The sequence below is a fragment of the Chryseobacterium sp. D764 genome (genome assembly GCF_019317325.1).
In the GTDB taxonomy this organism is placed as follows: Bacteria; Bacteroidota; Bacteroidia; order Flavobacteriales; family Weeksellaceae; genus Chryseobacterium.
In genome coordinates, this window is record NZ_CP079219.1 from 2120136 (window position 1) to 2132931 (window position 12796).

Here is a 12796-nt window from a genome sequence, read left to right on the forward strand (position 1 = left end):
GTTATTAAAATCTGTATGAAATATTTCCTCCAAATGAAGTAGACGTAAAGTTTCCGTAAACAGCCCCTCTTTCGTCGTATGCTTTTAAATTGAAAACATTACTTACGTATATTGACAATCTGAAACCACTTAAGAAATCTTTTGTAACCCTTAAATGAACATTATGAAGTGTTTTGTTATATAACCCTGAAAGTTTTTCGTCAGAAGGTTTCAGGAATAATCCCTGGTATTTTGGATTGGTACGCTCATTTTCAGGAATCATCTGCATTTCTCCGTCATGTTTTATATACCCTATCGGATAAATGTCATTCATTCCTGTCAAAGATCTGTCTGAAAGAAAATGATCTGTTCTCAAGCCAATAATTAACCCTGATGAAGCAAGGTGATAATCAAAACTGAAACTTGCTCTGGCCATGGATCTTTTATTTTTGATATCATTATAAATCCCATATTGGTAATCCTTATCCATGATCTCCGGTACACTGATTTTGTAAAGTCCGTCGTCTTTCTGCCCGGAAGTCTCCACATAACTGGCATTAAAACCAATCACAAGATTAAGAGCTTCTATTTTTTTGAAGCTGGCCATCAGTTCCAATCCTTTATCTGAAGACTGATATCCGTTAATAATTCTGTTCTGGAGGTAATTAAATTTTTCAGTTCCTACAATTTCAAAAGTAGGCACATTTGTTCCTGATATATTGACATCAACTTTGGCTTTATCCATTATTTTATGAACACTCATGGTAGTAAAACCATCTACCAGCTTATTGTAATATGCTGTAAGGTTAACAATCCCAAAAGGAAACCTGTAATCTACTCCTATTTCAGTTTTCCAGCTCTTTGAAGGTTTAAGACTCGCATTATCTCCTGGTGTTACGACCGTTTGCATAATAGCTGCTGAATAATATCCAGGCAGACGATAATCCCCAAGAAGGAAGTCAAAATATCTTGGTGCTGTGTAGATCTGATTAAGTGAAGGTGCTTTAGATGTTAATCCAAACCCTCCTCTCACAGAAAGTTTCCCCATCTGATAAGAAGTGTTTACTCTTGGCGAATAGGTAGAATATGAATTCTGCAAATCATAGCGAAGACCCAGATTTGTTTTAAAAATGTGTTTATTAGCAAAGACTTTGGTAATATTATCCTGAATATACAATGCATACTGTTTACTGGAAAATACATTGTCTCTGTAATTAAAATCTCTCATCCCATTGGAACCCTGCCCGGCTGCATTTATCGTTGTGAACTGTCCTGCTGTTCCGTACCTTCCTTTTCCAAAGTTATCTCCATAACGGAAATTAGCTCCCATACTGTAATTATGAGCCCATTTTGAAGAAGTTAGTTTTATTCCGTTAATGCTAAAATTGGTGTAAATATTAAGAGGTTTCCCATCCGAAAATGCCTGATTCTCATAACTTGGCGGTGTATAAGGTGCATAATAAACTCCATCTGTTGTAGAGTTTCCATAAGGACGAGCGCCTTGGTTCAGCCAGTATCTGCGTTCTGTAAGCTGAGTTGCATAGCTTAATCCCATATCGACATTGATTGATTTAAAGAATGTTTTTTTACCATTCTGTGCGAAAAAATAACTGATATTATTTCCTAATGAAAAGCTTTTATTTTCGACATTGATAATCATTCCGTCAACATCATCAGGGTCTCTTTTTCCTTTGCTGCTATTGGTAGAAAATGAAGCAGACAGCTTATTTCTAAATCCATTTTTATTACTTGACCAAAGAAAATTGACATTTGTTCTGTCATATCCTACAAGGCTGGTTCTGGGATCTGAAAGAGAATTCATATAATCAACAGAAGCGTTCAGGGCATTATTCTGATTAATTTTAAACCCTTTGGTAAGGCCAACCTGATAAGTTCCTTCTCTCAGCGATGCATCCAATCGTAATGGTGATGCTTTTGCCGTTGTAGTAACTTTGATCAATCCGGAAGTCAAATCTCCATATTTGGCATCCGGTACTCCTTGTACAACTTCAATACTTTCGATATTCTCTGTAGGAATTTCTCTTAAATCAACCCCGTAATTCGGCTGGCTTGGCATTAGGTTTCCTCCTTTGGTAGAGGTATTAAAGCTTATTCCAAAAGGGCCGCTGTTGGCAGAGTCATAGCTCTGCATATTTTCGTTATTAGATAAGACAATATCATTGACCATCAACTGTACCCCAAACGCCCTGTTCCCGAAATCATCACCTCCAGGAACATTTCCGGAACCTGTTATTGAAGGTCCGCTTGCGGTTCTGAAAACAATATTTTTAAATTGGGTATTGTCAAACTGCTGTACATATTGACCAGGTAATTGCTGTAATACATCTCCGATAGAAAATGACTGCAGGTTTTGAAGTGCTTCCTGTTGAATTGCTATTTCAGAAAATTGTTTTTTTCTTGCAGTAAGCTGCACTCCTTCGATTCTGATTTCTGATCTTTCACGAGATGAGCTTTTAGGTGATAGAATTTGCAACTTTAGTTCCTCCCCCTCTTTGATTATAATGGTTTCTTCTCTATTATTATCATTTAGGAAAGTAATCTGGCATTTTCCTTTGATAACCATAGAATTACCGTTCTTATGCAATTCTTTACATTCTTTCAAACCACCACTGACGAGTTCTCCCGTTTTGATTTGTCCATTATGAGAAAATTCAACTTTCTGAGCAGACAAGAATCCGCCTGCTGTTAGAAAAACAGCACCTGCTAATAACGATAATTTCACCCTTAAAATATTTAGAGCGCAAAATTAATTATAATTATTCTAAATAAAGAGTAAGTTTTAAAATTAATTAAAGTTATTTTTTCTTAAAACCAAACAATATATACAAACAATTCCCTGAATGAAGAATAAAACAATAAAACAACTTAAATACACACGATATTACATCTGGCTATGGCTTTTTAAAAACGGACTGAAAGTTAAATGCATAGGATGATGGACCGTTTTCCTGCAAATACTCTAGCCGCTTCACAGCTTCTGTTATGTCTGGATATTCGCTATCTTTAATCCACCACAGAGCATAAAAGGCTTTTCCATATTTTTGAAACCATTCTTTTCTTCTTTTCAGAAAGTCAACATGAAATGTTTTATAGGTATAGTATTCCAATGTTTCTATATTTCTCCATACAGATAGATTGATAATAATTTGTTCATCATTAAATGGATTAAAGCTTGCCGCATTGTTATCCTCATCTTTTAACCTCCATATGAACCCATCACTTTCTTCTGCTAGTTGATTAACTGAATCAAAATAACTTACAAACTCATTCATTACTGGATCTTCTATGTTAACTCCTTTCATTCGGGCAACATTAATTTGTGCTAATTGGTACATTTTTTTATTTCTTTAATTCTCGTTATATTGTGTAAAAATAGATCCTGTACTATTAGCATAAAATAACTATCAATATAGATACTATAAAAAAATGAAAAAAGAATGTGAGACCTCATACATCAATGTGGACCAAAAATCTTATCCCTGTGCAGTAAGCTTTGTCATGGATCTCATTGGAGGAAGATGGAAAGGAGTTATTCTCTGCCACCTAAAGAACGGTGATAAAAGGTTTGGTGAACTAAAAAAAGAGCTTTCTTTTATTACAGAAACAACCTTAAGTATTCAACTGAGACAATTAGAAAGAGATCAATTAATAACACGAACAGTATTTGGAACAAAGCCTCCCGTAAAAGTTGTATATAGTTTGTCAGATTTAGGATTATCATTTATTCCTTTATTGAATCATATTAATAATTGGGGCAAAACTATTTTAGAAAGTAAAAAGGTGCTTTAAAAGTTTATACATTAAATTTATATATCAGTCTACAAAAAATAAAAACCCGCAGTAAATAAATTTACTGCGGGTTTGATTTATAATTAGATGTTAGTGTTTATAGATAACTATATAAATTAATATTACCCATCCATTAATAAATAGAGTACTCAATTTGCTGTGCTTATTTTGGGTTACCATTTAAAAGTTTTGAGTTTGTTGACTTATTTATGAATATCAAATAATCAAAAGAGTCAGTAACATTGGTTTTTGTAAATTCACTTTTATCTGTACCTGATCTTGTTTTGCGGAATAGAATATCTTTTAATATCCAATTACCAAGTTTGTTGCCATCCTTCTTGATTCCTTTCAGATCCAAAATAAAAATTGGAATGTCGAGCGAGTTAAGCTTATATTCTAATGTTCCGGGACCGGCTTTTTCTGAATTATAGGTACCAAGCTTCCCATTAATACTGGCAGAATAAGTACCTTCATAAAAGGCAAATCCAAAATTCACAAAATCGTTATCATGCATTTCATTCATCCAATACCCCATTTTTTCTGAATTTAATTTTGCAATGTGATAATTATGAGCGGAGACAATTACTTTAGAATTCAAATAGTTTTCCTTTAACCATTTAACATTCTCTGCCATAAATTGGTCTCTTCTAATAAAACTGTGTTGGATATATTGTCTAATAATATCTACATTTTGTAGGAAGCGCGATTTTTCTTCCGGATTTTTTATTGATATACTTTTTTCTTTTATTAAAAACAGATACTCAGATATAATTTTTTGACCTTTTTTAGAATACGTTCTAAAGCCTCTGTTATTTTCCTTTAAAGCGATTTCCATGTCATCAATCTCTTGCTCGGGCAACAGATTTTCCTGATATGTTTTTCTTATTTGATCTATTGCTCCTTTAGCATATTGCATATCGAAACCATCAAAAAAAACTTTTGAATTATGATTTTCATTGTATTTTTTTAACCATTCAACAAAAGTTAAAGTTTCTTCGGTTTGCCAAAGCCAAAAACACATTCCCTTTAGAATATCTTTTGGGTTTCCTTTTCCTTCCTGAATATAGTGATTCATTAAAAAACTTTCAGGCATATTGGCTTCGAGCGAAAAGACATTGAAATTTTTATGAGCGATCAAATATTCACTTATTCTATATTTCATTTGATACACTTCACTCGAACCGTGAGTAGATTCTCCTAATCCTACTATTTCTGCATTGCCTCTGAGTTCTTGGTTAAAAGGCAGTTTTTTGTTGTAAGAAACCTTTTGGAAGTAAAAACCCCATAAACAAATGTTTATGGGTTTTTTTTTATATGTTATTAATTGTTATGAATCAATTAATTATTTTACTTCTTCGAAGTCTGCATCCTGTACATCTTCAGCTCCAGCGTTTCCGCCAGCATTCTGAGCTCCGGCACCTGCATCAGCACCAGGCTGTTGACCAGCTGCATATAATTCTTCAGAAGCTGCCATCCATGCTGCATCTAATGCTTCAGTTTTAGCTTTTACATCATCAACACTTTTAGTTTCGAAAGCTGTTTTTAATTCTGTGTGAGCTGTTTCGATAGCTGCTTTTTTGTCAGCAGAAAGCTTTTCACCGAACTCTTTCAATTGCTTTTCAGTCTGGAAGATCAATCCGTCAGCTTTGTTGAAGATTTCAACTTCTTCTTTTCTCTTAGCATCTGCTGCAGAGTTTTCCTGAGCTTCTTTCTTCATTCTTTCGATTTCTTCGTCAGAAAGACCTGAAGAAGCCTGGATTTTGATAGACTGCTCTTTACCAGTTCCTTTATCTTTAGCAGATACACTTAGGATACCGTTAGCATCAATATCGAAAGTTACTTCAATTTGAGGAACTCCTCTTGGTGCTGGTGGAATATCCTGAAGATCGAATCTACCGATTTCTTTGTTATCGTTGAACATTGATCTTTCTCCCTGCCCTACTCTGATGCTTACAGCCGGCTGGTTGTCAGAAGCTGTAGAGAATACTTCAGATTTTTTAGTTGGGATCGTAGTGTTCGCCTCAATTAATTTAGTGAATACAGAACCCATTGTTTCAATACCTAAAGAAAGTGGAGTAACGTCAAGTAGTAATACGTCTTTTACATCACCTGTTAATACACCTCCCTGGATTGCTGCACCAATTGCTACAACCTCATCCGGGTTCACTCCTTTAGATGGTTTTTTACCGAAGAATTTTTCTACTTCTTCCTGGATGATCGGGATTCTTGTAGAACCACCTACCAAGATTACTTCGTCAATATCTGAAGTTGATAAACCAGCATCTTTTAATGCTTTAGCAACAGGCTCCATAGATCTTCTTACAAGATCTGCAGATAATTGCTCGAATTTAGCTTTTGTTAAAGACTTCACTAAGTGCTTAGGACCTGTAGCAGTAGCCGTGATATATGGTAAGTTGATTTCAGTCTGAGGAGAAGAAGATAATTCAATTTTAGCTTTTTCAGCAGCTTCTTTCAATCTTTGTAATGCGATTGCATCAGATTTCAATTCTACACCTTCTTCAGCTTTGAACTCATCAGCCATCCAGTTGATGATCACATCATCAAAGTCATCACCTCCTAAGTGCGTATCACCATTTGTAGATAATACTTCGAATACACCATCTCCTAAATCAAGGATAGAGATATCAAAAGTACCACCACCTAGGTCATATACTGCGATTTTCTGATCTTTATGGTTTTTATCAAGACCGTAAGCTAACGCTGCAGCTGTAGGTTCGTTGATAATTCTTTCTACTTTAAGACCAGCGATTTCACCAGCTTCTTTAGTAGCTTGTCTCTGTGCATCATTGAAGTATGCAGGAACAGTGATTACCGCTCTTGTTACTTCCTGTCCAAGATAATCTTCAGCAGTTTTCTTCATTTTTTGAAGCGTCATTGCAGAAATTTCCTGTGGTGTATATTCTCTATCGTCGATTTTTACTTTTACAGTATCATTTGGTCCTGCAACCACTTTATAAGGTACTCTTGAAACTTCAGAAGCATCATCTTTAAAGTGCGTTCCGATAAATCTTTTGATAGAGTAAACAGTTTTTGTTGGATTCGTTACAGCCTGTCTTTTTGCAGGATCACCTACTTTTCTCTCTCCGTCTTCTGTAAAAGCTACAATAGAAGGAGTAGTTCTTTTACCTTCTGCGTTAGGAATAACAACAGGGTCTTTACCCTCCATTACAGCAACACAAGAGTTGGTCGTTCCTAAGTCAATTCCAATTATTTTACTCATAATATTTTATATTTTTTTCTATTTTTAAATTAATTTACACTCTCAATTTCTCAATATCTGTACCATTCAAAGAATTGTGACAAAATGACACAATAAAATAAAAACCCCGATAAAATCGAGGCTTTGTATGATTTAATATGGAAATATTTTCATTATTTTTTGATAAACTTCATTGATTTTACGAAGTCTTTGCCATTATAAGTTCTTACATAATAAACACCACTGGCAAAATCTTTCACATCAATTTTATCTGTTTCATTTTTAATAAATGCTTTTTTCACCAGTCTTCCTTCTGCATTGAAAATTTCCACTTCATTAATAGGTGCTAAAGGAGAAGCAATAGAAATATACTGTGTAGTAGGATTAGGGAAAAGATTGATAGAATTTACCTTTTGTACATCATTTACTGATAAAAATGCACATGCGTTAGAATTCAAAAGACTTGCTCTTGGCCCTGCCATCGTATTGGTCTTGATTGTTTTCTGATCATTGGTAAAGAATGCCATTTCTGTATCTGTCACATAATCCATAAAATTCATGAACATAGCTCCGTTTGCAGTCGGATTACACATGAATCCATTATCTGGAAAAACATTACCACCGTAATGAGCATCATTAATAGCAGGGGTATCAGCACACCCATCATCATTATCCGGTGTATTACAAAGACTGCCATCTTCTCCCCAAGGGTGAAGCAATCCGAAATAATGTCCTATTTCATGCGTAGCAGTTCGGCCTCCATTATAAGGATACTGAGCAGCTCCTGTGGTTCCGAAATATTTGTAACCAATAGCAAGTCCGTCTTCCGGAAAACCAGCAGCGTCAGGCAGATAAGCCCAACCTAAGTAAGGATTTGGCATATTCCCTACCCATATGTTCAAATATTTAGTTGGATCCCAGGCTGTAAGTCCCGAAGCTAAATAATATTGGTTTGCAAAATCAAAATTTGCAGCTACAGATTTTCTTTCTATTCCTGTAGTGGAAGCACCTGTAGGAGTTTTTGTTGCCATACAAAATGTCAGTTCCATATCGGCTGCATAAGGCTTGAATGCATCAGGAACGACAGAACTAAAGTTAGGATTCAACTTTCTGAAATCATTATTCAGAATTGCAATCTGTGATGCAATCTGAGCATCAGAAATATTCTGGGCAGCACTTCCATAAAGAACATGTACTACTACGGGAATAGTAACAACAGTCTGTCCATTTTTAGCCATTGTATTAGCATTTTTACTGGTTAAATAATTTCGTAAATCTTCTTTTTTTGCCAGAGCCTGAGGGTTTCTTGTATAAAACTCCTTCATTTTCAAATCAGTAGCACATTCTCTCTGTCCAAATACATTAGCCATCAGAAAGCCGGCAGTTAATAGTAAAATTTTTTTCATATAAATAGTATAAATAGTCGGCAAATATAACCATTCTTCCAACAAGACTATGGAATAAATGAGTAATTTACAGTAAAATCACTGTAACTCTAAATTTGCTTAAACCAATTGATTACCAATATGCTTGTTATCAGCAAAACAATTTAATTCACCAACCTTTAAAAATTAATCAAAGTTTAACCTAAGAAATAGAGACAGAATCTTTACGAATTATTATTTTTGATAAAATATACACATTTAGAATGTCATTACACTTTAATCCACGAGATATTACATGGCTTGCCTTTAATGAAAGAGTTTTACAGGAGGCCATGGATGAAAAAGTTCCCTTACATTTAAGAATACGTTTTCTCGGAATTTTCTCCAACAATTTAGATGAATTTTTCAGAGTACGTGTTGCCGGATTAAAACGTGCCATGGATTTTAAGGAAAAAGTGATTGCTGAATCTTTCTACCAACCTCCCTCCAAAATCCTTCAGAGAATCAATGAAATTGTGATGAGACAGCAGCTGAATTTTGATAAAAGCTGGAAAAATATCCAGACTGAAATGGCTGATCATAAAGTTTTCATTAAAAATGCCAAAAACCTGACAGCAGGACAAAAAGAATTTGTCAGACAATATTTTGATGAAGTAGTAGAATCTAATGTAATTCCTATTCTTCTTCATGAAAATACGCCAATGCCCTATTTGAGAGATAAAAGTCTTTATCTGGGGGTTGCGATGAGAAAAAAAGACTGGCAATATTCCAGCAATTATGCCATTATTGAGATTCCTTCCCGTTTTGTAGGAAGATTCGTATTGCTTCCAACAGAAGATCCGGAAGAGAAAAACGTAATGCTGCTGGAGGATGTCATCACTTTCAACCTTCCGCATATTTTCTCTTATTTCGGATATGATGAGTTTTCTGCTAATGCTTTTAAAGTAACAAAAGATGCTGAACTTGATCTGGACAATGACATCAGAACCAATTTCGCAGAGAAAATAGAAAAAGGACTCAAAAACAGAAGAAAAGGAAAGCCTACCCGTTTCGTGTTTGATAAAGATATGGATAAAGCGCTGCTGGAACTCCTTATCAGAAAGCTGAATTTAACGAAAAAAGACAGTATCATTCCGGGAGGAAAAATTCATAATTTCAAGCATTTCATGGATTTCCCAGATGTTTTTGAAAAGTATGAAAGACCTGTGGAAAGAAGCTCTTTTACTCATCAGGCATTTGAACATGGTGAGAGAGTAACAGATGTTATTTTAAAAGAAGATGTGCTTCTTACTTTCCCTTATCACAAATATAATCCGGTAATTGATCTTCTCCGTGAAGCAGCAATGGATCCGGATGTAAAATCTATACAGATCACTGCCTACCGTATGGCAAGCAGCTCAAAAATCATCAATGCGCTCATCTATGCTGCCAGAAATGGTAAAGAAGTGACCGTAATGCTTGAACTTCAGGCAAGGTTTGATGAAGAATCCAATCTGAAATGGAAAGATATGCTGGAACCGGAGGGGATTACAGTTCTTGTGGGAATTCCCAACAAAAAAGTACATGCTAAACTGTGTGTTATCAAAAAGAGAGCGCATAATAAAACCATCCAATATGGATTTGTAAGTACCGGGAATTTCAACGAAAAAACAGCAAGAATATATGGTGATCATCTGCTCCTTACAGCCGATCGCGGTATCATGGCAGATATCAATAAAGTGTTCAATGTTCTGAAAAAACCGAAGGATGATTTTATTCCGATTTTGAAAACTTGTAAAAATTTATTAGTTTGCCCTCAATTTATGCGTGAAAAGATTGTTCACCATATTGATAAAGAAATAGAAGAAGCCAAAGCAGGCCGAAAAACAGAGATCATCATCAAGGTAAATTCTATGAGCGACAGGCTACTGATAGAAAAGCTATATGATGCCGCCAAAGCTGGTGTGGTAATCAGACTCATCGTAAGAGGAATCTATTGTGCCGTAAACCAGAAAGAGTTTAAAGAAAAAATAAAAGCGATTAGTATTGTAGATGAATACCTGGAGCATGCCAGAGTAATGTATTTCTACAATAAAGGAACAGAAGACATGTACATTTCTTCCGCTGACTGGATGACCAGAAACCTGGATTACAGGATTGAAGCCGCCGCTAAAATCACTGACAAGAACCTTAAGAAAGAATTAAAAGATATTCTTGATATTCAGCTTAGGGATAATGTAAAAGCCAGAATTCTGGATAAGAAACTCAGCAATGAATACATAAGAAATGATAAAAAAGAATGCCGTTCACAAATAGAAACCTATAAATATTTAAAAGCTAAAACAAGCAAAAAATGAAGATAGCAGCGATAGACATAGGGAGTAATGCAGCCCGCCTTCTAATCAATGAAGTTAAGATTAATAACAGAAAACCTGAATTCATCAAACTCAACCTTCTCAGAATTCCCCTGAGACTGGGAATGGATGTTTTCACCATCGGAAAAATAGGTCCCGAAAGAGAAAAAATGGTCATTGACTCCATGAAAATCTTCAGTGACCTGATGAAAATATATAAAGTGGATCATTACAGAGCCTGTGCTACCAGTGCCATGCGTGACGCTTCCAATGGCAACGAAATTATTGAACTCGTAAAAGAAGCATCTGGAATCAACATCGAAATTATTTCCGGTGATGAAGAAGCTACCCTGGTTTATGAAAATCATGTTGCAGAAGGTCTTGATAAAGAATTCGCTTACTTATACATCGACGTTGGCGGAGGTTCTACGGAACTTACCTTCTACGAAAACGGTAAAATGGTTTACGAGAAATCGTTCAATATCGGAACCATCCGTCTTCTCAACAACCTGGTTACGATGGACAACTGGAAAGAGATGAAGGACGAGATCAAGGAAAATATTGTCAGCAAGAAACCAATTGTAGCGATTGGATCAGGAGGAAACATCAACAAAGTGTTCTCCATGAGCAAAACCAAAGACGGGAAACCCATGTCTTTATCACACCTGAAAAAGGTCCATAAAGAATTCAATGAGCTGTCTGTGGAAGAAAGAATGACCAATTACAACCTTAGAGAAGACCGTGCCGATGTATTGGTACATGCCCTGAGCATCTTCAATAATGTGATGTTATGGTCTGATATCAACAGGATTTTTGTCCCTAAAATATCTGTGGCAGACGGATTGATCCACAACATTTACACTCAGTTACAGCACAAAAAGTAACAACAAATAACAATATTATAAGCCAGCCATTGAGCTGGTTTTATTTTTTTGAAACTGTTTTCAGCTTTTCACAGTACTGTCATTGCGAGGAACAACGCGACGAAGCAATCTCTATGTTCTCCCATGCTATTAAGTTTTGGCTAAAGCCAATGATAAATCATTTATTGTCAGGTGGATTAAAACCACCTCTATTGAATTTTAATAAAAGTTACTTTTTACTTTTTACTTTTTACTTTTTACTTTTTACTTTTAGTAAAAAACTTTTCCAAATTTTAAAGTAAAACCCTATCCCCATTCGTCATATCATTATCAATAGCAAAACAATGAATCCAATCAAAATAATTCTTACAGGAGCAACAGGGATGGTAGGTGAAGGCATTTTAATGGAATGTCTTGAGAACCCCAATGTTTCTGAAATCCTCAGCATAAGCAGAAAACCTTCTGGAAAATCACACCCCAAACTGAAAGAATACCTTGTCCCGGATTTTTTATCCATAGACATCCATGATGAAAAACTAAAAGGCTATGATGCCTGTTTTTTCTGTGCCGGAATCAGCAGTGTAGGTATGAATGAAGAAGATTATACCAGAATCACTTACGATACAACCCTTCACTTTGCAAAAGCTGTTTTGAACCAAAATCCGGATATAGTTTTTAACTATGTTTCAGGGGCAAGTACAGACAGCACAGAGAGCGGGAAAATGATGTGGGCACGGGTAAAGGGCAAAACCGAAAATGATTTAAAAAAAATGAATTTCAAAGGGGCTTATAATTTTCGCCCCGGATTTATGAAACCTGTTGACGGTCAATTGAATGTAAAATGGTTTTTTAAACCTTTTATTTGGATTTTTCCTGTTTTTTTTCAATCAAAATCATTAACTTTACACGAAGTGGGTAGAGCAATGATCAATGTGACACAAAAAGGATACCCTACATCTACTTTAGAAATTAGAGATATTAAAAATTTAGCGATATGAGAGACATGTTAAGAAGAATTATTCTGGTTATTTTTGTACTCTTGCTTGTGACTGCTGTTTCAGGATATTTTTATATGCAGAAACATCCATTAGAAGGAAATAAGTCCGGAACAATTTTAAATTTTTCCGGAAAATCAGGAAAATAAATACATCCTACAAGTCCTCATTTGAACAACATTCTATCATTTATCGGAAACAAACCTATTTT

The 12796-nt window shown here is 35.2% G+C and carries 10 protein-coding genes; 5 read left to right on the plus strand and 5 right to left on the minus strand.

Annotation, left to right across the window (positions count from 1 at the left end; translation table 11 throughout):
• Nucleotides 1-4 precede the first annotated feature (4 nt).
• The gene (locus tag KYG33_RS09545) at nt 5-2722 is read right to left on the minus strand and encodes a TonB-dependent receptor plug domain-containing protein (RefSeq protein ID WP_257468978.1); all 2718 of its coding nucleotides are present in this window, start codon (nt 2720-2722) and stop codon (nt 5-7) included.
• Between the two features lie 169 nt (nt 2723-2891).
• Complete coding sequence (locus KYG33_RS09550; RefSeq protein ID WP_219073138.1) at nt 2892-3335, minus strand: DUF3291 domain-containing protein; 444 nt, start codon at nt 3333-3335, stop codon at nt 2892-2894.
• Nucleotides 3336-3426: 91 nt separating this feature from the next.
• Here KYG33_RS09550 and KYG33_RS09555 point away from each other — a divergent pair, with 91 nt between their 5' ends.
• Nucleotides 3427-3789, plus strand: coding sequence for a winged helix-turn-helix transcriptional regulator (locus tag KYG33_RS09555; protein ID WP_219073139.1), 363 nt, complete (start codon nt 3427-3429; stop codon nt 3787-3789).
• 163 nt (nt 3790-3952) lie between these two features.
• Here the strand turns inward: KYG33_RS09555 and KYG33_RS09560 are convergent, their stop codons facing one another.
• From KYG33_RS09560 to KYG33_RS09570, 3 genes are all read right to left on the minus strand, one after another.
• On the minus strand, nt 3953-4951 hold the full coding sequence (locus KYG33_RS09560) for an erythromycin esterase family protein (RefSeq protein WP_219073140.1): 999 nt from the start codon (nt 4949-4951) through the stop codon (nt 3953-3955).
• Nucleotides 4952-5131: 180 nt separating this feature from the next.
• Nucleotides 5132-7030 carry a molecular chaperone DnaK gene (gene dnaK / locus KYG33_RS09565; protein WP_219073141.1) on the minus strand — a complete coding sequence of 633 codons (1899 nt, stop codon included), beginning with the start codon at nt 7028-7030 and terminating at the stop codon, nt 5132-5134.
• Nucleotides 7031-7182: 152 nt separating this feature from the next.
• Nucleotides 7183-8415, minus strand: coding sequence for a zinc-dependent metalloprotease (locus KYG33_RS09570; protein ID WP_219073142.1), 1233 nt, complete (start codon nt 8413-8415; stop codon nt 7183-7185).
• A gap of 242 nt (nt 8416-8657) precedes the next feature.
• Here KYG33_RS09570 and ppk1 point away from each other — a divergent pair, with 242 nt between their 5' ends.
• The 4 genes from ppk1 to KYG33_RS09590 all read left to right on the plus strand — a co-directional run bounded on the left by ppk1 (nt 8658) and on the right by KYG33_RS09590 (nt 12734).
• Nucleotides 8658-10730: a polyphosphate kinase 1 gene (gene ppk1 / locus KYG33_RS09575; protein ID WP_077419288.1), complete on the plus strand. Its 2073-nt coding sequence runs from the start codon at nt 8658-8660 to the stop codon at nt 10728-10730.
• Nucleotides 10727-11611 carry an exopolyphosphatase gene (locus KYG33_RS09580; RefSeq protein WP_077419287.1) on the plus strand — a complete coding sequence of 295 codons (885 nt, stop codon included), beginning with the start codon at nt 10727-10729 and terminating at the stop codon, nt 11609-11611. Before ppk1 ends, KYG33_RS09580 begins: the two co-directional genes overlap by 4 nt.
• Nucleotides 11612-11934: 323 nt before the next feature.
• Nucleotides 11935-12588, plus strand: a complete 654-nt coding sequence (locus KYG33_RS09585) for an NAD-dependent epimerase/dehydratase family protein (protein WP_077419286.1) — start codon at nt 11935-11937, stop codon at nt 12586-12588.
• Nucleotides 12585-12734 carry a hypothetical protein gene (locus tag KYG33_RS09590; RefSeq protein WP_156118480.1) on the plus strand — a complete coding sequence of 50 codons (150 nt, stop codon included), beginning with the start codon at nt 12585-12587 and terminating at the stop codon, nt 12732-12734. Before KYG33_RS09585 ends, KYG33_RS09590 begins: the two co-directional genes overlap by 4 nt.
• Nucleotides 12735-12796 lie beyond the last annotated feature (62 nt).

Coding starts and splice junctions, on each gene's coding strand:
- KYG33_RS09590 (WP_156118480.1), top strand. CDS start 12,585: ATGAGAGACATGTTAAGAAGAATTATTCTGGTTATTTTTGTACTCTTG.
- KYG33_RS09560 (WP_219073140.1), bottom strand. CDS start 4,951: ATGAAATATAGAATAAGTGAATATTTGATCGCTCATAAAAATTTCAAT.
- KYG33_RS09570 (WP_219073142.1), bottom strand. CDS start 8,415: ATGAAAAAAATTTTACTATTAACTGCCGGCTTTCTGATGGCTAATGTA.
- KYG33_RS09585 (WP_077419286.1), top strand. CDS start 11,935: ATGAATCCAATCAAAATAATTCTTACAGGAGCAACAGGGATGGTAGGT.
- ppk1 (WP_077419288.1), top strand. CDS start 8,658: ATGTCATTACACTTTAATCCACGAGATATTACATGGCTTGCCTTTAAT.
- KYG33_RS09580 (WP_077419287.1), top strand. CDS start 10,727: ATGAAGATAGCAGCGATAGACATAGGGAGTAATGCAGCCCGCCTTCTA.
- KYG33_RS09550 (WP_219073138.1), bottom strand. CDS start 3,335: ATGTACCAATTAGCACAAATTAATGTTGCCCGAATGAAAGGAGTTAAC.
- KYG33_RS09555 (WP_219073139.1), top strand. CDS start 3,427: ATGAAAAAAGAATGTGAGACCTCATACATCAATGTGGACCAAAAATCT.
- dnaK (WP_219073141.1), bottom strand. CDS start 7,030: ATGAGTAAAATAATTGGAATTGACTTAGGAACGACCAACTCTTGTGTT.